Raw genomic sequence first — 25,422 nt, 5'->3', positions numbered from 1 at the left:
AACCGACCTTCCTTCCGAATTTCCGGTCGTTAGCACCTTCACAGCTTGAAGCAGTTCTCCCGGTGCCAGCGCAGGAAATGCGGATGCGGCCGGTCGCCGGGGCGGCCTGGCAAGATCGCTCGCCCGCTCGGATTGATGACCGAGCGGATGCTGTCCGGATCGTTCGCCTGACGAGAGACGAGGATGCTGGCGTCGTCAGCCAGGCTGATGAGCCCGCGATCGAACATCCAATGCGCCGTGCCGGAAAGAGCCAGGCCATTGCTCACGATATCCGGCCCGTCCGCCTCGACCGGCCGAATGTGCGCGGCCTCGACCTCGGCCCGCCCGCCGCCGTTGATTAGCTTGAGCCCCGTGACCGCGCATCGCTCGTCATATGCGCGCAGCACGATGCGGCGGAAAACACGGTCACGCACGACGCGGGAAACGAGCATGCTTACACGCTCGCGCGTCTCGTCGAAGCCGAACGGTATTCGCTCCTCTCGAACCGCCGACGGCGCTTCGGAGGCACCGACCCGCGGCAACAGCACATTATCCTCCGCCAGACCAAGGTCGACGATGCGGGCGAAGTCGGACGCGGACAGCCCTCGCACAGCCGCCTGAGCCCGACCCGATATACGCCCAGCCTCGTTGAGCACGCCGCGTTCGATCACGGCCCCATCACCGTCGGCGAAGGGAACCGGGTTCGAGAAGTCGAGGTAACTGCCGAGTTCGATCAGCGCGAGGTACATGCCGGGAGCGCTTGGGTCGGCAATCACCTGCTCGACCTTTGCCACGGCGAAATACCCGCGCGTGCCGGGCACCTTGCGCGGCTCGTAATAGACGATCCAGTCGCCGATGCAGGCGCGGACCCGGCTGAGATATTGAGGCGGGAACTGATAGCGCTCGGCCGGCGTGTCATCGTAGATTGAGTCCGACCGGTGGATGAAGACGCCGAAAGCCATACGGATGCCTAACGCGCACACCCGCGCCGTCAATTTCCAACCGCAAAGTTACGGCCTTACTTACGACGCATGCTCGGCTTCGGGCGGCGGATTACCCTAGGCGGCACGATCGCCTTGCCCGGTTGGAGTGCGTCCGTGACGGATGGCAATTCCTCGATAATCCCCTTCAGGATCTCCATCGCCGCCGTATCGCTATACCGTTCCTCGTTGATGTCGAGGCCGCCCTGTCCCATCACGTCGCGGCGGAACTCACTGAAGACCTTCTTCGCCTTCAGGTCCGTCGAAAAACGATGCCGCATACCGTGATTTGTCGCGTCGTCAGCGAGTTTTGCAGCCCGCTTCAGATTAGCCCATACGTTCTTGTAATAGATGTCGCCGAACTTCTGCACGTCGTTGGTCGGCGTCAGCTCGGGAAAAAGGACCGGATATTCCCGCTTCCGGCATTCCTCAACGAACTGAAGGAAACCCAGACGAACCAATTCTCGATGCAATGGCACAGGGCGAACCGATTGGTCGTTCTTGATGCGACCGAAATCCGTAAAGTCGATGAAGATATGCGGAATGGGTTCCAGCTTCACGTCACCCGGGCACAATTTACAGATTTCCTCCCGCCGGGCACCGGTATAGTAGAGGAGAAGCGGCACCCAATAGAACGCATCATGGACGATCGCATCACCAGGCGTAACGCGTGCTCTCAAGATAGCCGCGCCAGTGCCGCCGCGATGAGGCTGCGAGCCCGTCCACGTCGGCATGGCGAATAGCGTTGCCACATCGTCCTTGGAGGTCGCCGGACGTTCCGATCGAGCGCGCTTGCGCTTGGATACGATCGCGAACTGCTTGTCGAACGTGATGTCAGGCTTGCCCTTCTTGTTTGTAATGCCCCAGCGAACGATCGCCGCAAGGCTCGATAGGTGTCGGTTTCGCGTCCGATTTGAGCGTTCGCCGACAATGGGTTTGCCATCAGCCTTCTCCGCCGCCGTCTCCCCCGCTGCCACATGGTTGAGGATGCTTTCACGGCTTTCGGCCCTCGTCATGTCGTACTGCTTGGGCACGAACCGGAGCTTTTTCATAAACGCGGTCAGATCGTCCTGATGATAAGCCCCCAGCTTCTTGCGACCGATCAGCAGTTCGAACAGGGCGATGGTACTGCGCGCCTGACGTCCAGATTTTCCATCCCATCGTTCATTGGCGACCAAGGCGGCGATCGCCGCCTCGATAAAGTCGCTGAAATACGCACCTTGGTCGGCCGATGATCGGTTTCCGGCCGTGGCGGTCGCACTGGCCTGAGCAGGCTCCGCGTAAGGCGATGCCGATGCCGGCTCGATCGCGCTCCGTCGGCGTCGCTCGGCCTCAAGACAAGCGTCGCGATAGGCCGGATGGAGTGCCCGCTCGACCATGCGGCGCAGGCCATCATGCGGCTCGTATCCGAATTCGCGAAGGTAATGATCGACGAAGCGCCGTGAGATCGGCGGATTTCCCTCTTCGACGTGCGCGATCGCGACGCGCAGGTTGGCCACGCGCTGCGCATCCCAGCCCATCATCCGCCACGCCTGTTCCTCGCCATCCAGCATTGCTGCATGGCCGCCGTTGCGGACGAGCCGGTCGTAGTAGTCGGCCCACGTTCGGTTGGCGCGCTCGTGATCGACCGCATGATGCGGGTAAGCTCTTTGATCATCGCAGAATTGCGCCAGCTTCTCCGCGTACGCCTGCCGTGCGATTGCCTGGAGTTCGTCCTCGGTCGGACGCGCGTCGGCCGCCCTCACGCGCTGCTCCAACATTCTTACCACCTCCCGCGTCGCAGCGGTCAGCGCGGCGCCTCGTTCCCGCGCCACCTGCCGATCGGCCGTGCGCAGGGATAGACGTATATCAAGTTTCTTGAACGAGAACAAAGGGAGACAGCGCCGCCACCAGAACATGGCGCCGCGGCGATAGACATGCTGGACCGAGGCCACGGAGCATCCGACCTTCCGGACAGACGATTGGCACAGTCGATGGCACAATCGTTCCGTCTCACGAGCGAGAAGCCAGCGAGATCAAGTCCTTAGGTGCGAATTGGCTGGGGCGGCAGGATTCGAACCTGCGTATGACGGTACCAAAAACCGTTGCCTTACCGCTTGGCGACGCCCCAGCAGGCCTGCGCGCTTAGCCGCGCGCGGGGAAAGGTTCAACCGATACGACGCAGCCAGCCGTACGGATCGGCGATCCGGCCGCGCTGGATCGCGCTCAGGCGGTCGAGGAAGCGCGCGGTCGTTTGACCCGTGGCGCCGCTGCCGATCGTGAACTCATAGTCCGGACCGGCGACGCGACCGATCGGGGTCACCACCGCGGCGGTGCCGCAGGCGAAGCTCTCGACCAGGCGGCCGCTCGCCGCATCGGCCCGCCACTGCTCGATCGCATAAGGCTCCTCGCGCACCACCAGCCCCTCGTCGCGCGCCAGCCGCAGGATCGAATCGCGCGTGATCCCGGGCAGGATCGTGCCGGTCAGCGGCGGCGTCTGGATCGAGCCGTCGTCGAAGACGAAGAAGATGTTCATGCCGCCCAGTTCCTCGATCCAGCGGCGCTCCGCCGCGTCGAGGAAGACGACCTGGTCGCAGCCGCGGCGGATCGCCTCCTGCTGCGCGATCAGGCTGGTCGCGTAATTGCCGCCGCACTTGGCCGCCCCGGTGCCGCCGGGCGCCGCGCGCGTGTAATCGTGGCTGACCCACAGCGACACGGCGCGCGCCCCGCCCTTCCAATAGGCGCCGACCGACGAGGCGAGCACCATGTAGAGATACTCCGCCGACGGCTTCACGCCCAGGAACGCCTCCGATGCGATCATGAACGGGCGCAGGTACAGCGACCCGCCCTCCAGCGTCGGCATCCAGTCGCGCTCGGCCAGCACCAGTTGCTCGACCGATTCGAGGAACAGGTCCTCGGGCAATTCGGGCATGGCGAGCCGGCGGGCGGACTCCTGCAACCGGCGCGCGTTCGCCTCCGGGCGGAACAGCGCGAGCCCGCCGTCCTCCAGCCGGTACGCCTTCAGCCCCTCGAAAATCTCCTGCGCGTAATGAAGCACCGAGGAGGCGGGGTCCATCGTCAGCGGCACGCGCTGCGTGATGCGGCCGTCGTGCCAGCCCTCCGCCTCCGACCAGTGGAGGATCGCCATATGGTCGGTGAAGACGCGGCCGAACCCCGGATCTACCAGCCGCGCTTCCCGCTCGTTGGCGGGGACGGGGGACGGATGCGGTTCGAACGCGAAAGTCACGGGACCTCCAAGGATGCACGGCGGAGCGGGCGGCATGCCCATTGCCGGGTTGCGGAGGCCTAGGGCGGATGGCAAAGCCGGTCAACATGGCTGCCACAACCCCCTCCGCCTCACCGCAATTCCTGCGCGAATCCGAGATCCGCCGCGGCATCGAGCTGCTGTATTTCGGCAACAGCCACATCACGCGCTCGATCGATCGCGGGCTGGCGCGGCAGGGACTGGGGCGCGCGCACCACCGTGCCCTGTATTTCATCGCGCGCAAGCCCGACATGCCGGTCAGCGACCTGCTGGCGTTGCTGGCGATCACGAAACAGTCGCTGGGGCGCGTGCTCAACGAGCTGATCGACCGCGAACTGGTGGAAACGCGTCCGGGCGAGCGCGACCGGCGGCAGCGGCTGCTGCGGCTGACCCCGGCGGGGGTCGAGCTGGAGGCGGGACTGTACGATGCGCTGCGCGAGCGGCTGTCGGCGGCCTATCTGCGTGCCGGTCAGGGGGCGGTCAGCGGATTCTGGTCGGTGCTGGAGGGACTGATCCCGGCGGACGAAATGCCGCGAGTGGAGGCGCTGCGCAACGGCGGGTGATGCCGGGGCGGGGTCGGACGCGCTCCGTCACCACGGCCGTGAGCGGGGCCATTGCAAAACAGGTGCAACAGCACCGAGCCCACGCCGTGCTCCTGCGCAGGCAGGAGCCCAGGGCCCAGCAGAACAACGCCTTATGGGACCTGCAACTCTGGGCTCCTGCCTTCGCAGGAGCACGGTGTAGCCTGTTGCGAAGGTCGCGCCTTGAGCCGGGATGACGGTATCGATTATCGGGTCGCCGCCATCTCCGCGCCGCGCCGGGCCACCGCTTGCAGCGTGCGCTCGAACAACGCCGCCAGCGCGCGGTCCTCGTCCAGCACGTTGAGGCCGGCGCGCGTCATCCCGCCGGGGCTCGCCACCGCATCGGCCAGCGCCGCGGGCGAGTGCTCGCTCGCCGCCGCCATCGCCGCGGCGCCCTCGACCGTGGCCAGCGCGATCGCATCCGCCTCCGCCCGCGACAGGCCCAGCGCGACGCCGCCGGCGGCCAGGGCATCGATCATGCGGAACAGGAACGCCGGTCCCGTTCCCGAAAGCGCCCCCGCCGCGGCGAATCGCGCCGCGTCGTCGAACCACTCGACCAGCCCCAGCGGCACCATCAGCCGGTCGACCGTCGCGCGTGCGTCGGCAGGCGCGTCGGGCGCGTGGATCGCCACGACGCCCCGCCCCAGCTCGACCGGCAGGTTGGGCATCGTCTGGACCGCCACCGGCCCCGGAAAGGCAGCGGACAGCGCCGCGGGGTCCGCCCCGGCCAGCATCGACACCAGCAGCGGGGCCTCCGCGACGCGCCACGCGTAGCGCTCGGCGACCTCGCCCAGCTGCTGCGGCTTGATCCCCAGGACGACGACGTCCGGCACGGGCGTCGGGGGCAGGTCGCGCGCCTGCCGCACGCCATGGGGCAGCGCACGGTCGCGGCGGTTGACGACGTCGACGTCCCCGCCGCGCAACACGCCGCTGTCCACCCAGCGCCGCAACATGGCCGATCCCATGTTGCCGCAGCCGATCATCCACATCCGCATGCGCGATCAGGCCTCGCCCTGCGTTTCCACCATCGCCGCGGCGATCGCCTCGGCCGGGGTCTTGCCCCCCCACAGCACGAACTGGAACACGGGATAGAAGCGCTCGCACTCGTCGAGCGCGGATTCGACCAGCAGCTCCGCGGTGGCGAGCGACATGGTCGCCTCGCCGTCGCGCTGCTCGATTACGGTCGCGTTGCGGTACAGCAGGATACCGCTCGACGACCACAATTCGAAATGCCCGGTCCACAACTGCTCGTTGATGAGCGACAGCGTCTCGTAGATGCGGCCGCGGCGATTGTCCGCCACCTTCACATCGGGGAAGGCGAGCAACTGGAGGACGCCGTCCTCCTCACGCCACAGCGCGCGCAGTTCGTACTCGGTCCAGCTGCCCTTGACCGATGCGGTGATTTCCTCGTCATGGCGTTCGCACGGCCAGCCGTGCGCCATGAAATAGGATTCCAGCATGTCCAGCGGGGCGTCCGGCTCCGCATCGGTATCGGCATGATCGAGCATGTTCGTCTCTATCGCACGAAATGCGTGCGCGCGTCAGCCCACGTTCGCATCCGCACCCTTCGCCGCGAGCGCCGCCTCCAGCGCCTCGACCCTGGTGCGCAGCGCCTCCGCATCCTCGCGCGCGGCGATCGCGATGGCCTTCACCGCCTCGAACTCGTCGCGCGCGACGAAATCCAGCCCGCCGATCCATTCGCGCGCCCGCGCCCGCGCGCTCGCCTCCGCCTCGCGACCGACGCCGGCCAGCGTCCCCGCGGCGCCGTTCAGCAGCTTGGCCATGTCGCCGAACAGATGGTTCTCGGATTGCATCACTCAGTCCTTCGCAGAAGTTCGCGTCACGTCAGCATCTGGGACGCCGCGGCCGGGCGCACAAGCCGTTCCGCATCGGGATTGAGCTGCCCGATCCGCCACGTCAGCACCCCCGCGAAGCTGATCCACACCATGTACGGCACCAGAAGCCATGCCGCGGTGCGCCGGATCTGCCCGAAGACGAAGGTCGTCAGGATGGTCAGCCCCAGGATCGCGACCAGCAGCAGCAGCGCCGCCTGCACCTTGTGCGCGCCGAAGAACAGCGGCGTCCAGGCAAGATTGCACGCCAGCTGCGCCGCAAACAGCGCGACCGCCAGCCCGCGCAGCCGCGCGCCGCGCGCCGACAGGATCAGCGCCAGCGCCAGCCCCAGCATGATGTACAGCGCCGACCAGACGATCGGGAAGACGATGCCCGGCGGGGTCAGCTCCGGCTTGGCCAGCGCGACATACCAGCCGTTCTCGCTGCCCGACGGCACGACGCGCCCCGACACGAACCCCAGCAGCAGCACCAGCGGCACCGATACGGCGGCCCACCGGAGAAACGACATCCGCAACTGCCCCTTCGACGCCACCGTGCCCAATGTCATCAATCCCCGTGATCCATGTTGCCGTCATGCCGCAACGCCGCGACGCACGCAAACGTCGCAGCCGGCATGACGGACGCCTGTTTCAATCCCGGTGCACGGCGATCAGATATTCGACATTTCCCTCAGGACCCGTGATCGGGCTTTCGACGACACCCGCCACGCGCCACCCCGCACCGGCGAACCACGCCGCCACGTCGTCGCAGACGCGCGCGCGCACCGCGTCGTCGCGCACGACGCCGCCCTTTCCCACTTCGGCGCGCCCGGCCTCGAACTGCGGCTTGATGAGCGCCATCGCACGCCCGCCCGCGCGGACGAAGGACAAGGGGACCTCCAGCACCTTGGCGAGGCCGATGAAGCTGGCATCGCACACCACCAGGTCGACGGGCTCGGGCACGTGCGATGCGGTCAGGATGCGCGCGCTGGTCCGTTCGTGCACGACCACGCGATCGTCCTGGCGCAGCTTCCACGCCAACTGGTTGGTACCGCTGTCGACCGCATAGACGCGCTTCGCCCCGCGCGTCAGCAGCACGTCGGTGAACCCGCCGGTCGACGATCCCACGTCGATCGCCACCGCGCCGCTCACGTCCCACGCGAAGTGATCGAGCCCGTGCGCCAGCTTGATGCCGCCGCGCGACACCCAGGGATGATCGCGCCCGCGCACCTCCAGCGCCGCGTCGTCCGCGATCGCCTGCCCCGGCTTGTCGATCTTGCGCCCGCCCGCGAAGACCAGCCCGGCCATCACCAGCGCCTGCGCACGGGTGCGCGATTCGGCCAGCCCGCGATCCACCAGCATCTGATCGACACGCTGCTTCGCCATGACAGCGCTATCGCCACAACGCGCCGGAATCGCAACAATTTCGGTTCGTCTTTCGCGGGGCACATCTCGCGTCAATTGCTGCGCCGCACGATTGTCCACCCGTTGGGTGGGATATACATCCGGGATCAGAGGCCGCGGCGTGACCGACCCCTAGACTGTGAGCCGCGGCCTCGCCCCCGCCCCCGTCCGGGCCAGGGGAAACCACGAACAGGAGGTACGTCATGGGACATGCCGCGTTCGACCTGTCGGTTCAACCGACCGTCCTGACCATCCCCGGGCTCGGCGGCTCGGGACCGGCGCATTGGCAGTCGTTATGGGAGGCGAGCCGTCCCGATACGGCACGCATCGACCTGGGCATGTGGGACCGCCCGCACCGCAACAGCTGGGTGACGAAGATCGATCAGGCGGTGTCCGCCGCGCGCGCGCCGGTCATCCTGGTGGCGCACAGCCTGGGCTGCATCGCGACCGCCTGGTGGGCATCGTTCAGCCCGCAGCCCTACGGCTGGCCGGTGGCCGGCGCGCTGCTGGTCGCGCCGGCCGACGTGGACCGGGAGGGTGTAGCCGCGGAACTGGCGCCGTTCGCCGGCGTGCCCAAGCAACCCCTGCCCTTCCCCTCGATCGTCGTCGCCTCGACCGACGATCCGTGGATCACGATCGAGCGCGCGCACAGCCTCGCGGTCGACTGGGGCAGCCATTTCATCGACCACGGCCCCCACGGCCATCTGAACGCCGCCAGCGGACTGGGTCGCTGGCCGGAGGGGCTGGAACTGCTCGATCGCGTCATCGCCGCCGCGGGTGGCCCGCATGGCGAGGTGAGATCACCGGGCGACGCCCGGGCGATCCTGGCGACGCCGGGGCGTAGCAGGAGTGAAATGCGGATATAGGCTGCACCCACCGCCACCCCGGCTTTGAGCGGGACCTTTGCAAAAGGCTGTACCGTGCTCCTGCGAAGGCAGGAGCCCAGGGTTGCAGGTCCCATAAAGCGTTGTTCTGCTGGGCCCTGGGCTCCTGCCTGCGCAGGAGCACGGCGTGGGCTGGGTGCTGTTGACCCGTTTTGCAAAGGTCCCGCCTTGAGCCGGGGTCCCGCTTACCTCCCTCGCGGCGGCGGGACGGCAGCGGGACCCCGGCTCGAGGCCGGGGTGACGAGGACATCGACATACCGCACCAGCGCCGCGACATCCGGCAGATCGGGCGTCGGCGCCACCTCCTCGGGCAACTCCAGCCGCGCGCGCAGCGCCGCGACCGTGTCATCCACGTCGCCGCGATCCATCTTCAGGAAGCGTTTCAGCGTATCCTCGGGGCGCGGCACCACCCCCTCGCCATACCACGGCGCCAGCACCGCGCGCACCGCAGGCGCCACGCGCGTGTCGGTATCGTCGAACACCGCATCGAAATCAGCCGCGGTCCATGCCGCGCGCACCGCCACCGCACCCTTCACCCGGCGCAGCATCGCGTGATTGGCGTACAGCATCCCCACCGCATATAGCGCGGTGAGGGCTCCGACCTTCTCCCAACCCGTCACCTCGCGCGGCTCACGCGCGCTGGACGGCGCCGGCCTCGTTGTAGCGCAGCGCGGTCAGCACCGTATCGACGATCGCTTCGGCATCCAGCCGCGCGTCGGCATATTGCACCTCGGGCTTGTCCTGATCCTGGAACAGGTCGGGCAGGCGCATCGTGCGGATCTTCAGCCCCGCATCGGTCAGCCCCGCGTCCGACGCCATCGTCAGCACGTGCGCACCCAGCCCACCGATCGCATTCTCCTCGATCGTGATCGCCACCTCGTGCGTGGTCAGCAGGCGGCGGATCAGCGCCTCGTCCAGCGGCTTGGCGAAGCGCAGGTCGGCGACGCTGGTCGACAATCCCCTGGCATCCAGCGCGTCGGCCGCCTTCAGCGCCTCCTCCAGCCGGGTGCCGAGCGACAGGATCGCGACCGTCTTGCCCTCGCGCACCAGGCGGCCCTTGCCGATCTCCAGCCGTTCCGGCGTCTCGGGCAGCGCCACCCCGGTGCCGCCGCCGCGCGGATAGCGCACCGCGATCGGCCCGGAATCATGCTCGACGCAGGTGTGGACCATATGCACCAGCTCGGCCTCGTCCGACGGCGCCATCACGACGAAATTGGGCAGCGTCGCCAGATACGTGACGTCGAAGCTGCCCGCATGCGTCGCGCCGTCCGCCCCGACCAGCCCGGCGCGGTCGATCGCGAAGCGCACCGGCAGGTTCTGGATCGCGACATCGTGCACCACCTGGTCGTAGGCGCGCTGCAGGAAGGTCGAATAGATGGCGCAGAATGGCCGCATCCCCTGCGCGGCCAGCCCCGCGGCGAAGGTCACCGCATGCTGCTCCGCGATGCCGACATCGAAGAAGCGGTCGGGATGCGCGGTCGCGAACCTGTCCAGGCCCGTGCCCGACGGCATCGCCGCGGTGATCGCACAGATGCGCGGATCCGCCTCCGCCGCCTTCGCCAGCGCCTCGCCGAAGACGTTCTGGTACGCGGGCGGCCCCGGCGGCGCCTTCGCCTGCGCGCCGGTGATGACGTCGAATTTCTGCACGCCGTGGTACTTGTCCGCCGACGCCTCGGCGGGGGCATAGCCCTTGCCCTTCTTCGTCACGACATGGACGAGGATCGGGCCCTCCTCCGCGTCGCGGACATTCTCCAGCACCGGGATCAGATGGTCCAGGTTGTGACCGTCGATCGGCCCGACGTAATAGAAGCCCAGCTCCTCGAACAGCGTGCCGCCCATCGTCATTCCGCGCGCGAACTCGTCGGTCTTGCGCGCGGCGGAATGGAACGGGCGCGGCAGGCGGCGCGCGAACTTCTTCATCAGCTCGCGCACGCCCAGGAACTCGCGGCTGGACACGATGCGCGACAGATAGGCCGACAGCCCGCCCACCGGCGGTGCGATCGACATGTCGTTGTCGTTCAGGATCACGACCAGCCGGTTGCCCGCGGCCTCCGCGTTGTTCATCGCTTCATAGGCCATGCCCGCGGACATCGCGCCGTCGCCGATCACCGCGATCGCCTTGCCCGGTGCCCCCGACAGCTTGTTGGCGGTCGCGAACCCCAGCGCCGCGGAGATCGAGGTCGAGCTGTGCGCCGCGCCGAACGGGTCGTATTCGCTCTCGCTGCGCTTCGTGAACCCGCTCAGCCCCCCGCCCTGCCGCAGCGTGCGGATACGATCGCGCCGCCCGGTCAGGATCTTGTGCGGGTAGCATTGGTGCCCCACGTCCCAGATCAGCCGGTCGCGCGGCGTGTCGAAGACATAGTGGATCGCGGTCGTCAGCTCGACCACGCCGAGCCCGGAGCCAAGGTGCCCGCCGGTCGTCCCGACGGCGGAGATCGTCTCCTGCCGCAACTCGTCGGCGAGCTGGCGCAGGTCCTCGGGCTTCAGGCGGCGCAGGTCCGCGGGCGTCGCGACGGTATCGAGCAGCGGAGTATCGGGGGCGTTTGCCATCCGACCCGGATAGCTGACCCGGATCAGCATGTCGAATGTTACGCGCGCCGTATGCGATCACGCATACTGTGGAGACGCGACCCCGAGCTTACGTCCAAACGGCCTCCGGGTTATCGGCCCGGCGCCCCAATATCGCGGCTCCGGCGCGACGATACCTGGCGCAGCCTCTCATGTCACGACAAGCGGATTGGCGGCGTCACTTCGATCAAGCCGCCGCGGCGTCGCGACACTCGGCGCATCGACCGCGCACCTCGATGACCGGCCGCTCGGGCGCGAACCCCGCGGTGCCGGCGGTTTCGCGCAACGCCGCGGTCAGCCGGTCGTCATCGAGATGCGTGGTGCGTCCGCACCCGTCGCAGATCAGAAAGATGCAATCGTGCCGGCACCCGGGGTGCGCGTTGACGACATAGGCGTTCGCGCTTTCCACCCGCTGCGCCAGATTGGCGGTCACGAAGAGGTCGAGGATACGATAGATGCTGTTGGCCGCGATCCGCCGCCCCTGCGTCGCGGACATCGCCTCCGCGATGTCATAGGCCGATGCCGGCTTGTCGAACGCCGTCAGCGCGGCGAACACGTTGCCGCGCATCGCGGTCCACTGCTCGCCCGATCGCTCCAGCGCCGCCTGCGCCGCGGTCAGCAGCGCCTCGCCCTCCGGTTCGTGATGCCCGTGATTCCCCATCGGGGAAAGTTAAGGTGCCGGTCCGGCGACGGCAACCCGGCCCCGATGTCAGCCGCGCGCGCGCCGATTGATCGCGTGCCCCAGCGCCAGCACCGATACGCCCAGGATCGTCAGCCCCGTCTCCGCCAGATGATGCGCCTCGTGCGACACCAGCAGCGCCGATGCCATCAACCCCAGCCCGATCGTCCCCAGCGCGATCGGCAGCGCGCGCCCGTGCGTCGCGATCCCGCGCCCGAACGCCACCGCGCCCAGCAGGATCGCGATCACCAGCCCGACCTCGTGGACCAGCGGACTTCCCAGCAGCCCGCCCGCCGCAGACAGCGCCGCGACCGCCATCGTCGTCGCCAGGCAATGGACGACGCACGCCGCCGACACCCACATCGCCCAGCGATCGAGCCGATTCGGACTGTCGGAGGAGGAAGCGGTATCGGCCATCGCGCCTCCAGTTAGGCGACGCGCGCCGATGTTACAACATCACATCGCACTTTATTCGTCATGACCGTGCGCGATGGTGACGCGGCGGATGCGCACGATTATGGAACCGGCCATGCGCCACGTCCTCGATATCGACCGTTCGATCCTGGGTCAGCCCTGGCGCTGGCGCGCGCTGGCGGACGATCAGCGAGGCGGTTTCGTCCCCGACGACCTGGTCACGCAATTGCTGCTCGCGCGCGGCTGCCCGCGTGACGCGATCGAGGCGCACCGCGCGCCGTCGATCCGCGGCTTCATGCCCGACCCCTCGATCTTCCGCGACATGGATGCCGCCGCCGCGCGGCTGGCCGATGCGGTCGAGCGTCGCGAGCAGATCGCGATCTTCGGCGATTATGACGTCGACGGCGCGACATCCTGTGCCCTCCTCGTCCTGCTGCTGCGCGCGCTGGGGCACGATGCGCGCCCCTACATCCCCGATCGAATGACCGAGGGCTACGGCCCCAATGCCCCGGCGATGGAGCGGCTGGCGGCGGAAGGCGCGACGCTGATCGTCACCGTCGATTGCGGTGCGCAGGCGTTCGACGCGCTCGACGGCGCGCGTGTCGACGTGATCGTCGTCGATCACCACCAATGCGCGACCCGGCTGCCGCGCGCGCATGCGGTGGTGAACCCCAACCGCCTCGACGAACGGGCCGATGCCGCCGCGCACGGGCATCTCGCGGCGGTCGGTGTCGCCTTCCTCCTGGGCGCCGCGCTGGTGCGCGAGCTGCGCCGCCGCGACTGGTTCGCCGCCCGCCCCGAGCCGAAGCTGCTCGACCTGCTCGATCTGGTCGCGCTCGGCACGGTCGCGGACGTCGCCCAGCTCCGCGGCCTCAACCGTGCCTTCGTCGCGCAGGGGCTGAAGGTGATGGCGCGCCGGGGCAACGTCGGCCTTGCGGCCCTCGCGGATGCCGCACGCCTCACCCGCGCGCCGGCCGCCAGCGATCTCGGCTTCGCGCTCGGTCCCCGCATCAACGCCGGCGGACGCGTCGGGCGCGCCGATCTGGGCGTCCGCCTGCTCACCACCGACGATCCTGCGGAGGCCCGCGTCCTTGCCGCCGAACTGGACCGCCTCAACGAGGAACGCCGCGCGATCGAGGCGATGGTCCAGGAGGGCGCCGAGGCGATGCTCTGCGACCGCCGCGCGGTCTGCGTCGTCGCGGGCGATGGCTGGCACCCCGGCGTCATCGGGATCGTCGCGGGACGCCTGAAGGAGAAGCTGGGCCGCCCCGCGATCGTCATCGCGCTCGACGAACATGGCGTGGGCAAAGGATCCGGCCGATCGATCACCGGCGTCGACCTGGGCGCCGCGGTGCTTGCGGCCAGGGAGCAGGGATTGCTCGTCGCCGGCGGCGGCCACGCCATGGCCGCGGGGCTGACCATCGCGGCGGATCGGGTGGCGGCGTTCGCCGAGTTCCTCGACCAGCGCCTGGCCGCCGCCGTCGACGCGGCGATGGCGGGCCGCGCCTTGCTCGTCGATTCGGTACTCGCGCCCGGCGGCGTCACCCCCGACCTCGTGACCGCGCTGGAGGCGGGCGGTCCCTACGGCACCGGCTGGCCGTCACCGCGGATCGCGATCGGGCCGGTGCGCGCGATCAAGGTCGACGTGGTCGGCAACGGCCATGTCCGCGCGATCGTGGCGGGCGACGACGGACGCAGCCTGAAGGCGATGGCCTTCCGCGCCGCCGACACGCCGCTCGGCCATGCCCTCCTCGCCGCCGGCCCCACCCGCCGCCTGTGGCTCGCCGGGCGCGCCAGGCTCGACGACTGGGGCAGCCGCCCCGCCGCCGAGCTGCACCTCGACGATGCGGCCTGGGCGAATTGACGGGCTTGACCCCGCGCCCCCTTTCCGCCAAGGCCCCTCCACGCCCGACGGCCCCTTCGTCTAGCGGTTAGGACGCGGCCCTTTCACGGCTGAAACACGGGTTCGATTCCCGTAGGGGTCACCATCCTCGCATCGAGGCGCGGAAATCCAGGATTTACGCCAGCTTCACCGTCCGCCGGTATAGCGAACGGGTAAACGCCCTATTTCCTGACCGTGAACAGTATTGTCGCGGAAAGCCAGCGACGCGGCATCCTATGTTAGGGCCGCGGATCGGCGGAGAACAGCTGCGTCTGTTTCGTGCTCGGCATCACCAGCATCGACCCCATCAAGCACGAGCTTCTCTTCGAGCGCTTCGTTTCCGGCGAACGCCGAGACCGACCCATATTTATGCTCGTGTGACGGGCCGAACGCACAGCGCCTGAATTTTGGCTTTCCGTGGCGCGTCTCGCCCTATGGGGTGTCTCTGACTCTTTCCAAACGGGGTGCGCGACGGCGCTTATGAGCAACGATCATCACGATGTACATCGCCGCGAATTACCGCCGTTGCCGGCGCTGGCAAGCTTTCTGGCGGCGGTGGAGACGAGCAGTTTTTCGCGCGCCGCCAAGCGGATGGCGCTGACCCAGAGCGCGATCAGCCGGCAAATCGCCTTGCTCGAGGACTGGCTGGGCACCGAATTGTTCGAACGGCGCGGGCGGCGCGTGACGCCGACTCCGGCGGCGATCGCCTATGCCGAGGCTGTGGGGCCGGCGATCGAGCGCGTGCGCAGCGCAACGCGACGATTGCTGACGCCGGCGGACGACCGCGCGCTGACCATCGCGACGCTGCCCAGTTTCGGGATGCGCTGGCTGGCGCCGCGCCTGCCGGGGCTGAGCGCGCGCCATCCCGAATTGCTGGTCAACTTCGCCGCCCGGTCGCGACCGTTCGATTTCGCCGAGGAACGCTTCGACGCGGCGATCCATTTCGGGCTGCCCAATTGGGCGGGAGGGGACCATGCATTGCTGTTCAACGAAGAGGTGGTGCCGGTATGCTCGCCCGACTGGCTGACGCGTCATCCGGTGACGAATGCGGAGGAGCTGTCGCGGCATTCGCTGCTGATGCTCGAAACCCGGCCCGATGCTTGGGCGCGCTGGTTCGCGGCGGCGGGCCTGCCCGATGCGCGGCTGCACGAAGGGCCGGTGTTTGAACATTTCCTCATGCTGGCCCATGCGGCGGCGGCGGGGATGGGCGTAGCGCTCATTCCGTCGTTCCTGATCCACCCCGAACTGGCGTCGGGCGCGCTGGTGTCGCCCGTGGCGATGCCGCTGAGCGGACCCGAGGCCTATTATCTGGTCTGGCCGCGCGCGAAGGGCCAGTCGCCGCTGTTCGACCGCTTCCGCCGCTGGCTCCTCGACGAAGCCGCGGCGGAAGGAGGAAACGCGGACACCCCGTTCGTGCTGGGTAGGGGCTGAGCGAAGTCTGAGACGGCTACTCAGCACGAACGGAATGGGTTCGCCGCCTATAGCGGCCGCCCGCCCATCTTGTACGTCAGTTGCAGCGCGAAGCCGCGCCCGACGCCGTCGAACCACGAGATGTCGTAATAGGGATAGGACGCATAGGTCCGGTCAAAGATCGGCGCCTGATCGAACAGGTTGGTGACGGTGCCCGTCATGCGAAGCCGGTCGTTCAGGTCGTAACGCGCCGACAGATTGAACAGATAGCTGGCCTTGATGAAGGCATCCTGATCATAATTGGGCAGCTTGCCCAGACGCAGCCCGGTGAGCGTGGTCGAGAAGTCACCCAGCGACCAGGTGAGGCTCGCCGTGCCCTTGTCACGCGGGATGTCAAAATTGCTGTCGACCGCGAACTTGTTGATCGTTGGATCGCCCGGATACTGGCGGACGGTGTGGTTGAACACATAGGTATAGCCCGCCGACAGCGCGAATTCGCCGATCGCGGCGGTCGGCAGCCGCAGGTTGGCGGCGATATCGATGCCGTCGGTGGTTTCCTCGGCGACGTTGATCGGGTTGACCCGCACCGCCTGTAGCTGTCCGGCCAGCGCACCACTGGTGTAGCGGATAACGCGGGCGATCGCGTCGGTACAGGTCGGCGACGACGGGTCCAGATTGCCGCCCGCGCGGCAGTTGGATTCGTTGCGCAATACCGAATCGATGCTGATGTCGAGCACCTGATCCTTCATCTTCACCCGAAAATAGTCGACCGACAGGTCGATCCGGCTCGACGGCTGCCACACCACGCCCGCGTTCAGCGAGGTCGAGGTTTCGGGCTGCAACTGGCGATTGCCCTGTTTGCGAGCGATGATCGTCTGATCGGAATAGGTGCAGTCGCCGATCGTCTCGTTCGGCTCCTCGGTCCGGCACAGATAATAGTCGGTGGCCGAGGGATGGGTATTGCCAGGGCCGCGGAAGACATAGTTCAGGTCGGGCGCGCGGAAGCCGGTGCCGTACGCGCCGCGGATCAGCAGTCGCCTGGTGGGACGCAGTTCGCCACCCAGATTGTAGGTGAAGCGGCCGAAGCTGTTGCCGTCGACATGGAACCGATCGTAGCGGCCGGCAGTGCTGAGTTGCAGGAACGACAGCACCGGCACGCGGAATTCATAGCCCACACCCCAGCGGCTGCGCGATCCCTCGCCATCCGAATCGACCAGCCCGACATAATAGTTGGTCAGCGTCAGCGGATCGGGGTTGAGTGCATAGCCCTGCTTGCCCGCCTCCGCGACGAAGGCGAAGCCGACCGGCCCTGCGGGCAGCTGGATCAGGTTGGTGGTGTTGATCGTGCCCGACACCGTGTCGGTCCACGACCGCGGCTTGTAGAGCGCGTCGGCCGAGATCGAGCGATATTCCTCCGGCGTCAGCGGCTTGTAGAGGCGGCGGGGATCGGCGTTGAAAATCGCATAGCCGCTCTCCGGATCGACGCCCTGCTGCTGCCCAAGGAAGAGGGCGTTCGATTTCGAAATGATGATTTCGGGGAAGGTGACGCGCGAGGTATATTGCGCGTGGTTGAACGCGACCTCGTAATTCCACTTGTCGCCGTCACCGAAATGGCCGCGAATGCCGGGGGTGATGTTGAAGGTGATCGAACGGTTGCGGGTCATACCGTTGTCAAAACCGCCGATTTCCTCGGGTGTGAACTGGCGGGTCCAGTTGTCGAGCTGCAGCCCACTGTCGGTGTCGTTGGGCGACAGATTGGGGTTGAAGAAGGTGCCTTCCTCATTCCCGTCGGGCGAGACGTAATACCAGCTCTTCATCCGACGGAACAGCTTCAGCTTAGAATAGCTGAATTGCAGGTCGGCGAAGAGTTCGGTGCCGTTGCCGAGGTCGTAGCCCAATGCGCTGTACGCGCTGACCGACTGGCGTTCCGAAATCATCGTGCCATAGGCGACCGATTCGTTGCTGCCGCAGAACCGGCCATAGCGGCGGCGATCGGCGTAATAGATCGTGCCGCGATTCAGCGACGACAGCGACGCGCATGTCGCTTGGCCCGGGTCGATATAGTTCGCATCCTCGTCCGCGCGCAGGAATGTCCGCTGCGCTAGCGGGGTCGCCGTGGTCGGATTATCGGCGGTCGAATCCTGCCGCTTGCGCTGATATTGCCAGAGTGGGCGCTGGTTCAGGAATTCGATGCCGAACACGCCGTGGAACCCGCCGGTTTCCCAGCCGGTAGTCCCGGTCAGACGATAGGCGGCACCACCGCCATGTTGCGTATCGCTATACCGCAGGTCGATGCGCGTGCCGTCGGGCTTGGTCTTCAGCTGGAAATTGACGACGCCGGCGATCGCGTCCGATCCGTAGATCGCCGACGCGCTGCCGCTCAGGACCTCGACCCGTTCGATCAGCCCTACGGGTATGTTCGAGATATCGGTGAAGTTGCTGTTGCCCTGAAACGGCAGCGGGAAATCGGCGATGCGGCGGCCGTTGACCAGCACCAGCGTGTGGTTGGGGCCGAGCCCGCGCAGGTCGACCTGCTGCGCGCCGGGGCTGAAGCTGGCGCCCGATGCGCTCTGCTGGCCCTGCGTTTCGCCGCCATTCTGGGTCAGGCCGCGCAACACGTCGGGAACGCTCAGGAACCCGCCCTTCAAGATGTCTTCGGCGGTGACGACGGTGATCGGCGCCGGGCCTTCCTTCTGCACGCGCGGGATGCGCGATCCCAGCACGACGATCTCGTCATTCTGGTTCGCCACCGACGCTTCGGTCGGCACCGCCGCCGGCACCTGTTGCGCCCATGCGCTCCCCGTCATCGCCGTCAATCCGGCCCCCGCCAGCAACAGCGCGCCCCGCTTCCCCCGCATTCTTTCACTCCCGATTTCCACCCCGTGTTGAAATCACAATGCCATAGACAGGCATCAGAATGAAATATAAAAATAGCAATCTGATCAGATGACTGATTAACTTGCGCGAAGGGGTGGTGATGCGGGGATGGATATTGGGCGCGGCGATCGTCTTGGGCGGCGTCACCACGGGGAGTCCGGTCGCGATCGCGCAGCAAGTGACGGCGGCGCGCGGCTTTCAGCAATTTGTGACCGGCAATCCGGCAGCGGCACGGATGGGGCCAACGGCGCAGGGGTTGATGCTGATGGGCGGCGGCGACTGGGACAAGCAAGCGTTCGCGTGGTTCGCCAAAAAGGCGGGATACGGCCATATCCTGATCCTGCGCGCATCGGGCGATGGTGAGGGCGGCAAGGAGATGTTCGCCGAGATGAAAGGGGTCGCCTCCGTCGCGACGATCCTCTTCACCGATCGCAAGGCATCGACCGACCCGGTGGTGCTGGCGGCGATTGCCAAGGCCGACGGCATCTTCCTGGCGGGGGGCGACCAGGCGAAATATGTCCGGTTCTGGAAGGGCACGCCGGTCGCGCGCGCGCTCGACGCACATGTCGCCAAGGGCAAGCCGATCGCCGGGACCAGCGCCGGCCTCGCGATCCTCGGCGGCACCGCCTATGGTGCGATGGACGGGGGTAGCATCGATTCGTTCCGCGCGCTGTCCGACCCGTCATCCGTCGCGGTGACGCTGGTCGACGATTTCCTGCACATGCCGCGCATGGCGCATATCGTCACCGACACACATTTCAACGAACGCGACCGGCTGGGACGGCTGATCGCCTTCGTCGCGAAGGCGCGGGCGGGCGGGGACAGGACCGCGATCGGGTTGGGCGTCGACGAGAAGGGCGCGCTGTGCGTCGATCCCAATGGCTGGGCGACCTATCATGGCCCGGCGAACACGCATACATGGTTGGTGCAGCCGGACAGTGTGCCGGTGCTGACGCCGGGCAAGCCGCTCGACTGGGCGAACATCCGCGTGACGGGCATAGCGCCGGGCGGGACGATCGATCTGAACACGCTGAAGATCCCGACCCCCGCCTTTGCCGGCACCGCGTCGGTGGTCGATGGCAAGCTGATCGATGCACTGCTGCCACCCGGCGGGCGCTGGTCGCTGGCGATTCATGGCGGAGCGGGGGTTATCCCCAAGGGTTCGCTGACCCCTGACCAGGAGCGCGCGTATCGCAGCGGGCTGTCGGCGGCGTTGACGGCGGGGTCGGCGGTACTGGCGAAAGGCGGCTCCAGCCTCGACGCGGTGCAGGCGGCGGTGCGCGTGCTGGAGGACGATCCGAACTTCAACGCCGGGCGCGGTGCGGTGTTCGATGCCGAGGGCAGGAACCAGCTCGACGCGGCGATCATGGACGGAGCGACGCTGCGGGCCGGGGCGGTCGCCGGGGTCAGCGCGACGAAGAATCCGATCGTGCTCGCGCGCGCGGTGATGGAGCATAGCCGCCATGTCCTGCTGACCGGGGCCGGTGCCGACCAGTTCGCGCGCGAACAGGGGGTGGAGCAGGTCGACCCGTCCTATTTCCGCACCGAGAAGCGCTGGCGCGAATATCAGGAATGGAAGCGCGATGAGGCGCACGCCGCGCTCGACCCGACGCATCGTTTCGGGACGGTCGGGGCGGTGGCGCGCGACCAGCGCGGGCATCTGGCGGCGGCGACCTCGACTGGCGGGCTGACGGGCAAGCGCTGGGGCCGGATCGGGGATTCGCCGATCATCGGCGCGGGCACCTATGCGATCGACAAGGATTGCGCGATGTCGGCCACCGGCACCGGCGAATATTTCATCCGCCAGAGCGCGGGGCGGCAATTGTGCGACCGCATCGCATGGCGCAACCAGGATGTCGGCGACGCGGCGCGCGACACCATCGCCGAAGTGGGCGAGATCGGCGGCGATGGCGGGCTGATCGCGATGGACGGGGACGGCCACGTCGCCTTTGCGATGAACAGCGAGGGTATGTATCGCGGCACGGTTTCGAGCGATAAGGCTGCCCGTACAGCGATTTACGCGGGGGAAGCCGATGACGGTCGATAGCGCCAGCAGACGCGAACTGGATTCCAGACTGCTTGCCCTGCTGCGACAGGATTCGCGGACGGCGGTGTCCGAATTGGCGAGCCTGCTCGGCGTGTCGCGCGCGCATGTCTATGCCGGGATCGCCCGGATGGAACAGGACGGGACGATCGACGGCTATACCGTGCGCCTTGGCGACGCGCACGATCGCAGCATGGTCCACGCGCATGTCATGATGACCTCGCGGCCCAAGCTGATCGCCGAGACGCACGACGCGCTGGTAGCGATCCCCGAACTCACCAGCCTGTACGCAATCGCGGGCGAATACGACCTGATTGCGATGGTCGAGGCGCCAAGCCTGAAACGGTTAAACGACGTGATCGACGCGATCGGGATGCTGCCCGGTATCGACCGGACGACATCGGCGGTGGTGCTGGCGACGCGGTTGCGGCGTTAACCGCGCAGCTGCCGGTCGATCAACTCGATCGGATGCATCGGCCGCCTGCCCGTCATCCGCTTCGTCTGGCAGCGGCAGGAGAACCCGGTCGCGAGCATCGCGTCGTCCTGCGTCGCTGCCTGCCAGCTGAGCGCAAAGATGTCCTGCGACAGTGTCTGGTTGGCGACCTCGTGCCCGAATAGCCCGGCCATGCCACAACAGCCGGTCTTGGTGGGCACAGCCTCGATCCCAAAACGCGCCAGCACCGTTGCCCATTGCACCAAAGCCTGCGGGCGCAGCGCCTGTTCCGTGCAATGGCCGAGCAGACGGTAGAGACCGCCACCGCGCGTGCCGACCGGGTCGGCGTCGGCCAGCACGGTTTCCAGGCCGGCGACGTCGACCGCTCCGCCGGTCACCTCGGTAAATTCCTGCGCGAACATCAGCGCGGTCGCGGTGTCGAGCCCGACTAGCCGCACGCCGGGATCGGTCAGCGCCCGTGCCTCCGCCATCCGTGCGCGGGCGATGCGGGCGAAACGGTCGCGCATCCCGATCAGGTGCAGCGCCTTGCCATTGGTGCGCGCCGGCAGTCGCAGCACGGTGAAGCCGCAGACGGTGAGCACGCGGGCGGCGGCAGACAGGACGTTGCCGTCGAAGCTGGCGGTGAAGCTGTCCTCGACCAGCACCACCGTTTTCGCGCGCTGCTGAGGTGACAGGCGACCTATTGCGCGGGGCGTCGCGACCGGCGGCCGCGTGGCGGCGGGTGCGAATCCCGGCAGGTCGACATAGCCGATCCGGGCGAGGACCGTGCGCGCCATCCCGGTACGCAGCACGGCGTTGGCGAGCGCAGGCATCCGCCGGCCGATCGCCAGCATCGCCTCCATCCGCGCGACGACATGGTGCCTGAACGGCCGACGCCGGGCGGTCCGTTCGGCGAACCGCGATTTCATCGTCGGGATGTCGACCTTGACCGGGCACAGCGTCGTACACGCCTTGCATGACAGGCAGGTCGCCAGTGACCGCGCGGTATCGCGTTCGATCGCGTCGCGCTCCGCCGCCTCGGCCGGGGTCGGGTCGGCGATCGAATCGAGCCGTGCCCAGTCCCGCAACAGCGCTGCGCGGCCTTTGGGCGACTGCGCCCGGTCACGCGTCGCCTTGTACGACGGGCACATCACATCGAGCGCGTCCCACGCGAAGCACGCGCCATTGCCGTTACACGCCACCGCCCGGTCGAAGTCCTGCGCGTGACCGTCCGCGATCCGCCGATCGGCATCGGCGCGCAGGCTTACGCCATCGATCCGGTCGACGCGGTGCCCCGCCGGGGCGGCGAGCTTGCCGGGATTGAGGCGGTTGTCGGGATCGAACACCGCCTTCAACGCGACCAGTTCGGGATAGAGGCTGCCGAAGAACAACGGCGAATATTCGCCGCGATAGCCGCGACCATGTTCGCCCCACATCAGCCCGCCATAGCGTTTGGTCAGTGCGGCGACCGCGTCGGAGATCGGCCGGATCAGCGCCGCCTGTTCGCGATCGCGCAGGTCGAGGAACGGGCGGACGTGGAGGCAGCCGACATCGGCATGGCCGAACATGCCGTATTGCAGGCCGTGTCCGTCGAGCAACGCACGAAACTCGGCGACATAGTCGGCCAGCCGGTCGGGCGGGACGGCGGTATCCTCCACGAAAGGCAGCCCCTGTCGATTGCCGCCCAGTCTTGCCAGCAATCCCACCGATTTCTCGCGCAGGGTCCAGAGCTGCCCGATCTGGCCTGCGTCGCGCACCACCTGGCAATCGCCCGCCGGCGCGATGGCGGTGAGGCGGGCGAGGCCGTCCTCGATGGTCGCTTCGTCATCGCCGATGAATTCGACGAAGTTCATCGCCGCGACGGCTATGTCGGTCGCGCCGCCCAGCAGCGCCTCGACGCTGGTCCAGATGATGTCGGAGCGGGCGACGCCCAGCACCTTGTCGTCGATGATCTCGATCGCGACCGGATCGGCGGCGATCAGGCGCTGTACGTCGCGCATCGCCGTGTCGAACGCGTCGTAGCGAATCACCGACAGCGCACGCTTCGCCGGCTTGGGTTCGACCCGCAGCGTGATCGAACGGGTCAGCGCGAGCGTCCCTTCCGATCCGGCCAGCAGATAGCCGAGGAAGAAGCGGTCAGTTGCCGCGTCATAGGTCTTTTGCAGATTATAGCCGGTCAGCCCCCGGTTCATGTCCGGAAAAGTCGCGGCGATATCATCGGCGCGCGTGGTGACGATGCGCAGCACCTCGCGGTGGATATCGGCGACGATGCCGGTGCCGCGCGCGATCGCCTGCGCCTGTGCCAACGTCATCGGCTCGGCGCGCCACGGCGTGCCGTCGGACAACGTCAGGTCGATCGCGACGAGATAGTCCGACGTCTTGCCCCAACGGCGCGACCCCTTTCCCGACGCATCGGTCGCGACCATGCCGCCGATCGTCGCGCGGCTGGCGGTCGATACCATCGGCGGAAAGAAGCGGCCATGCGCACCCAGGAACGCGTTCAGCTGGTCGAGCACCACGCCCGGTTCGACCACCACCGTCCCGGCCACGGGATCGAAGTCGCGGATGCCGCGCAGGTGCCTGCCGAAATCGACGATGACCCCGTCGTTCAGCGATTGCCCGTTGGTCCCGGTATTGCCGCCCCGCGCGGTCAGCGACAGCGCCACCCCCGATGTCCGCAGCGCCCGCACCAATGTGGTCACGTCGCCCCCGGTGCGCGGATAGACGATCGCGGCGGGCAGCACCTGGTAGATCGAATTGTCGGTCGACGCGACCCGCCGCGCGCCGATGCCGTCGTCCCATTCGCCCGCGAACCCCGCGGTCGACAGGGCGGCGAACAGGCGTGCGGCGTCGGTCATCTATGCCGCCGCCCGGCGCAGCGCGGTGCGGACCTGTGCGATCGAGCGTGCTTCCAGACCGGCATAGAGCGCGAATTCGTCGGCAACCGCTGCACCCAGCGCCGCCTCGAACGCCGCCTGTGCCGCCGATGCGCCATAACTGCGCTGTTCGTCGCTGCCGAGGTTCGACTGAAAGATGCCCGCTGCGCTGACCGGCAGGAAATCCTCGTAGATGATCGGCGTCGCGCGGACATGGCCGGCAGCGATCCAGTCGTCGAGATCGCCGCCGGTGATCGCGGCACCGTCGGCGTCGGTCAGGGTGTAGCGGAAATAGGCGAGGCCCGCCGTCCGCATCGCCTCCATCGTATCGGGAAACGCGGCGAACGCTGCCGCCAGCCGCTCGGCATGGCTGCCCTGCGATCCGCCGCGCGCCTGCTCCAGCAGCCGGTCGTACAGCGCGCGGCCCTTGGGCGTCAGCGCGGCGCCACGCTGTTCGATCTCGCCGAAGCGGGCGGTGTGCTGGCCCGCTTGGTCGCCGGGAAAGGTCACGTCCTCCTCGATCGCCTTGAAGCTGGTCTGGCGCAGCAGGATCGGGACGGCGCGCGGCGGTGGCCCTTCGATCACCGCCTTCGCCTTGATGCCGCGTGCCTGCATCTCTGCCTGCGCGGCGTCGATGTCGAGCGTGCGCGGGGTCAGGTGGTTGATATGCGGCCCCCGGAACGACACGATGTCGGCGATCAGCCGGTGCGCGGCGTTCAACCGGTCATAGGTTGCGGCGTCGACCCGTGCGTCGCCGTGCCAGCGAAAGGTTTCAAGCAGTTCGGCGACGAACCGATCGGCTTCGTCGTCGTCCAGCCCCCCTTGCGCCTCGGCGCGTTCGATCAGGCGCACGCCCATGTCGGTGAAGATGCGGCGTTCGGCCAGGATCGCCGCCGCCTCGGCCCGGAGCGCGGCGTCCTCGATCAGATCGAGCCGCAGCAGCGAGGTAAAGACGCGGAACGGATTGGCGGCAAGCGCTGCGTCGTCGACCGCCCGAAACGCGGTCGAATGCACCGGCACGCCCGCCACCGACAGGTCGTAATAGCCGACCGGCCACATCCCCATCACCGCAAAGGCGCGCCGCATCATCGCCAGTTCCGCCGCCGTCGCCAGCCGGATCGCACCGTGCCGTTCGACGCCCAGCCGGTCGAGTTCGCCCGCTGCGCGCAGCTCGGCCTGCAATGCCGGCCGGTCGGCCAGCACGCGGTCGTTCACGTCGGCGACGATCGACAGCAGGTCACCGTAGAGCGGCACCTCGTCACGATACATCGCCGACATCGCGGCGGAAAAACGGGTGCGGATCGCGTCGGTCGAAACGGTGGGCATGGACATGGC

Annotated in this window: 21 protein-coding genes, 2 tRNA genes and 1 pseudogene; 8 read left to right on the top strand and 16 right to left on the bottom strand. The window is 67.7% G+C overall.

Going from position 1 to position 25,422, the window contains the following annotated elements; translation table 11 throughout:
• Positions 1–38: 38 nt before the first annotated feature.
• The 4 genes from PGN23_RS08900 to PGN23_RS08885 form a co-directional block, all read right to left on the bottom strand.
• Complete coding sequence (locus PGN23_RS08900; RefSeq protein WP_335302525.1) at positions 39–941, bottom strand: HNH endonuclease; 903 nt, start codon at positions 939–941, stop codon at positions 39–41.
• A 56-nt stretch (positions 942–997) separates the two neighbouring features.
• Positions 998–2,893 carry a DUF6538 domain-containing protein gene (locus tag PGN23_RS08895; RefSeq protein WP_335302524.1) on the bottom strand — a complete coding sequence of 632 codons (1,896 nt, stop codon included), beginning with the start codon at positions 2,891–2,893 and terminating at the stop codon, positions 998–1,000.
• A gap of 101 nt (positions 2,894–2,994) precedes the next feature.
• Positions 2,995–3,069: transfer RNA gene (locus tag PGN23_RS08890), tRNA-Gln, on the bottom strand.
• A gap of 36 nt (positions 3,070–3,105) precedes the next feature.
• Entirely contained in the window at positions 3,106–4,227 is a 1,122-nt protein-coding gene (locus PGN23_RS08885; RefSeq protein WP_443019755.1) for a branched-chain amino acid aminotransferase, read from the bottom strand.
• Positions 4,228–4,271: 44 nt separating this feature from the next.
• On the opposite strand from PGN23_RS08885, the gene PGN23_RS08880 reads away from it, so the two are divergent.
• A complete protein-coding gene (locus tag PGN23_RS08880; protein ID WP_335302522.1) occupies positions 4,272–4,766 on the top strand; it encodes a MarR family transcriptional regulator in 495 nt (164 codons plus the stop codon).
• Positions 4,767–4,990: 224 nt separating this feature from the next.
• Here PGN23_RS08880 and PGN23_RS08875 read toward each other — a convergent pair whose 3' ends face one another.
• The 5 genes from PGN23_RS08875 to PGN23_RS08855 form a co-directional block, all read right to left on the bottom strand.
• Positions 4,991–5,767 carry a pyrroline-5-carboxylate reductase family protein gene (locus tag PGN23_RS08875; protein ID WP_335304560.1) on the bottom strand — a complete coding sequence of 259 codons (777 nt, stop codon included), beginning with the start codon at positions 5,765–5,767 and terminating at the stop codon, positions 4,991–4,993.
• An 18-nt stretch (positions 5,768–5,785) separates the two neighbouring features.
• Complete coding sequence (locus PGN23_RS08870; RefSeq protein ID WP_335302521.1) at positions 5,786–6,292, bottom strand: YbjN domain-containing protein; 507 nt, start codon at positions 6,290–6,292, stop codon at positions 5,786–5,788.
• Between the two features lie 33 nt (positions 6,293–6,325).
• Positions 6,326–6,598: an accessory factor UbiK family protein gene (locus PGN23_RS08865; protein WP_335302520.1), complete on the bottom strand. Its 273-nt coding sequence runs from the start codon at positions 6,596–6,598 to the stop codon at positions 6,326–6,328.
• A gap of 26 nt (positions 6,599–6,624) precedes the next feature.
• On the bottom strand, positions 6,625–7,146 hold the full coding sequence (locus tag PGN23_RS08860) for a TspO/MBR family protein (RefSeq protein WP_335302519.1): 522 nt from the start codon (positions 7,144–7,146) through the stop codon (positions 6,625–6,627).
• 121 nt (positions 7,147–7,267) lie between these two features.
• Complete coding sequence (locus tag PGN23_RS08855) at positions 7,268–8,002, bottom strand: TlyA family RNA methyltransferase (RefSeq protein ID WP_335302518.1); 735 nt, start codon at positions 8,000–8,002, stop codon at positions 7,268–7,270.
• 221 nt (positions 8,003–8,223) lie between these two features.
• Here PGN23_RS08855 and PGN23_RS08850 point away from each other — a divergent pair, with 221 nt between their 5' ends.
• On the top strand, positions 8,224–8,886 hold the full coding sequence (locus PGN23_RS08850) for an RBBP9/YdeN family alpha/beta hydrolase (RefSeq protein WP_335302517.1): 663 nt from the start codon (positions 8,224–8,226) through the stop codon (positions 8,884–8,886).
• 203 nt (positions 8,887–9,089) lie between these two features.
• Here PGN23_RS08850 and PGN23_RS08845 read toward each other — a convergent pair whose 3' ends face one another.
• The 4 genes from PGN23_RS08845 to PGN23_RS08830 all read right to left on the bottom strand — a co-directional run bounded on the left by PGN23_RS08845 (position 9,090) and on the right by PGN23_RS08830 (position 12,568).
• Positions 9,090–9,524, bottom strand: a complete 435-nt coding sequence (locus PGN23_RS08845; RefSeq protein ID WP_335302516.1) for a hypothetical protein — start codon at positions 9,522–9,524, stop codon at positions 9,090–9,092.
• A gap of 10 nt (positions 9,525–9,534) precedes the next feature.
• Positions 9,535–11,454, bottom strand: coding sequence for a 1-deoxy-D-xylulose-5-phosphate synthase (gene dxs / locus PGN23_RS08840; RefSeq protein ID WP_335302515.1), 1,920 nt, complete (start codon positions 11,452–11,454; stop codon positions 9,535–9,537).
• A gap of 205 nt (positions 11,455–11,659) precedes the next feature.
• Entirely contained in the window at positions 11,660–12,133 is a 474-nt protein-coding gene (locus PGN23_RS08835; RefSeq protein WP_335302514.1) for a Fur family transcriptional regulator, read from the bottom strand.
• A 48-nt stretch (positions 12,134–12,181) separates the two neighbouring features.
• On the bottom strand, positions 12,182–12,568 hold the full coding sequence (locus tag PGN23_RS08830; protein ID WP_335302513.1) for a MerC domain-containing protein: 387 nt from the start codon (positions 12,566–12,568) through the stop codon (positions 12,182–12,184).
• 112 nt (positions 12,569–12,680) lie between these two features.
• On the opposite strand from PGN23_RS08830, the gene recJ reads away from it, so the two are divergent.
• The 4 genes and pseudogenes from recJ to PGN23_RS08810 all read left to right on the top strand — a co-directional run bounded on the left by recJ (position 12,681) and on the right by PGN23_RS08810 (position 15,878).
• On the top strand, positions 12,681–14,429 hold the full coding sequence (gene recJ / locus PGN23_RS08825) for a single-stranded-DNA-specific exonuclease RecJ (protein ID WP_335302512.1): 1,749 nt from the start codon (positions 12,681–12,683) through the stop codon (positions 14,427–14,429).
• Positions 14,430–14,478: 49 nt separating this feature from the next.
• A tRNA-Glu gene (locus tag PGN23_RS08820) sits at positions 14,479–14,553 on the top strand.
• A 74-nt stretch (positions 14,554–14,627) separates the two neighbouring features.
• Positions 14,628–14,810 (top strand): annotated as a pseudogene (locus tag PGN23_RS08815) (hypothetical protein); the annotation flags it as partial.
• Positions 14,811–14,927: 117 nt separating this feature from the next.
• On the top strand, positions 14,928–15,878 hold the full coding sequence (locus PGN23_RS08810; RefSeq protein ID WP_335302511.1) for a LysR substrate-binding domain-containing protein: 951 nt from the start codon (positions 14,928–14,930) through the stop codon (positions 15,876–15,878).
• 47 nt (positions 15,879–15,925) lie between these two features.
• Here the strand turns inward: PGN23_RS08810 and PGN23_RS08805 are convergent, their stop codons facing one another.
• Positions 15,926–18,715: a TonB-dependent receptor domain-containing protein gene (locus PGN23_RS08805; RefSeq protein ID WP_335302510.1), complete on the bottom strand. Its 2,790-nt coding sequence runs from the start codon at positions 18,713–18,715 to the stop codon at positions 15,926–15,928.
• Between the two features lie 119 nt (positions 18,716–18,834).
• On the opposite strand from PGN23_RS08805, the gene PGN23_RS08800 reads away from it, so the two are divergent.
• Positions 18,835–20,781 (top strand): isoaspartyl peptidase/L-asparaginase, encoded by a 1,947-nt coding sequence (locus PGN23_RS08800; RefSeq protein ID WP_335304559.1) that lies wholly within the window; start codon positions 18,835–18,837, stop codon positions 20,779–20,781.
• Positions 20,768–21,214, top strand: a complete 447-nt coding sequence (locus tag PGN23_RS08795; protein WP_335302509.1) for an Lrp/AsnC family transcriptional regulator — start codon at positions 20,768–20,770, stop codon at positions 21,212–21,214. The genes PGN23_RS08800 and PGN23_RS08795 overlap by 14 nt, the downstream gene beginning before the upstream one ends.
• Here PGN23_RS08795 and PGN23_RS08790 read toward each other — a convergent pair.
• Positions 21,211–24,069, bottom strand: a complete 2,859-nt coding sequence (locus PGN23_RS08790; RefSeq protein ID WP_335302508.1) for an FAD-binding and (Fe-S)-binding domain-containing protein — start codon at positions 24,067–24,069, stop codon at positions 21,211–21,213. The genes PGN23_RS08795 and PGN23_RS08790 overlap by 4 nt on opposite strands.
• On the bottom strand, positions 24,070–25,413 hold the full coding sequence (gene hglS / locus PGN23_RS08785; protein WP_335302507.1) for a 2-oxoadipate dioxygenase/decarboxylase HglS: 1,344 nt from the start codon (positions 25,411–25,413) through the stop codon (positions 24,070–24,072). It abuts the gene before it with no gap.
• Between the last annotated feature and the right edge of the window lie 9 nt (positions 25,414–25,422).

It is taken from the genome of Sphingomonas adhaesiva, from assembly GCF_036946125.1.
Taxonomy (GTDB): Bacteria; Pseudomonadota; Alphaproteobacteria; order Sphingomonadales; family Sphingomonadaceae; genus Sphingomonas; species Sphingomonas adhaesiva_A.
Note: the sequence above shows the minus strand (reverse complement) of the source record. Positions and strands in the feature narration are given on the sequence as shown.

Bases quoted from the DNA above. Each gene is read 5' to 3' on its own strand.
- PGN23_RS08880 (WP_335302522.1), top strand. From the start codon at position 4,272: ATGGCTGCCACAACCCCCTCCGCCTCACCGCAATTCCTGCGCGAATCC.
- dxs (WP_335302515.1), bottom strand. From the start codon at position 11,454: ATGGCAAACGCCCCCGATACTCCGCTGCTCGATACCGTCGCGACGCCC.
- PGN23_RS08850 (WP_335302517.1), top strand. From the start codon at position 8,224: ATGGGACATGCCGCGTTCGACCTGTCGGTTCAACCGACCGTCCTGACC.
- PGN23_RS08810 (WP_335302511.1), top strand. From the start codon at position 14,928: ATGAGCAACGATCATCACGATGTACATCGCCGCGAATTACCGCCGTTG.
- PGN23_RS08800 (WP_335304559.1), top strand. From the start codon at position 18,835: ATGCGGGGATGGATATTGGGCGCGGCGATCGTCTTGGGCGGCGTCACC.
- PGN23_RS08805 (WP_335302510.1), bottom strand. From the start codon at position 18,715: ATGCGGGGGAAGCGGGGCGCGCTGTTGCTGGCGGGGGCCGGATTGACG.
- hglS (WP_335302507.1), bottom strand. From the start codon at position 25,413: ATGCCCACCGTTTCGACCGACGCGATCCGCACCCGTTTTTCCGCCGCG.
- PGN23_RS08830 (WP_335302513.1), bottom strand. From the start codon at position 12,568: ATGGCCGATACCGCTTCCTCCTCCGACAGTCCGAATCGGCTCGATCGC.
- PGN23_RS08790 (WP_335302508.1), bottom strand. From the start codon at position 24,069: ATGACCGACGCCGCACGCCTGTTCGCCGCCCTGTCGACCGCGGGGTTC.
- PGN23_RS08875 (WP_335304560.1), bottom strand. From the start codon at position 5,767: ATGATCGGCTGCGGCAACATGGGATCGGCCATGTTGCGGCGCTGGGTG.
- PGN23_RS08870 (WP_335302521.1), bottom strand. From the start codon at position 6,292: ATGCTCGATCATGCCGATACCGATGCGGAGCCGGACGCCCCGCTGGAC.
- PGN23_RS08865 (WP_335302520.1), bottom strand. From the start codon at position 6,598: ATGCAATCCGAGAACCATCTGTTCGGCGACATGGCCAAGCTGCTGAAC.
- PGN23_RS08885 (WP_443019755.1), bottom strand. From the start codon at position 4,227: ATGGGCATGCCGCCCGCTCCGCCGTGCATCCTTGGAGGTCCCGTGACT.
- PGN23_RS08860 (WP_335302519.1), bottom strand. From the start codon at position 7,146: ATGTCGTTTCTCCGGTGGGCCGCCGTATCGGTGCCGCTGGTGCTGCTG.
- PGN23_RS08900 (WP_335302525.1), bottom strand. From the start codon at position 941: ATGGCTTTCGGCGTCTTCATCCACCGGTCGGACTCAATCTACGATGAC.
- recJ (WP_335302512.1), top strand. From the start codon at position 12,681: ATGCGCCACGTCCTCGATATCGACCGTTCGATCCTGGGTCAGCCCTGG.
- PGN23_RS08855 (WP_335302518.1), bottom strand. From the start codon at position 8,002: ATGGCGAAGCAGCGTGTCGATCAGATGCTGGTGGATCGCGGGCTGGCC.
- PGN23_RS08795 (WP_335302509.1), top strand. From the start codon at position 20,768: ATGACGGTCGATAGCGCCAGCAGACGCGAACTGGATTCCAGACTGCTT.
- PGN23_RS08835 (WP_335302514.1), bottom strand. From the start codon at position 12,133: ATGGGGAATCACGGGCATCACGAACCGGAGGGCGAGGCGCTGCTGACC.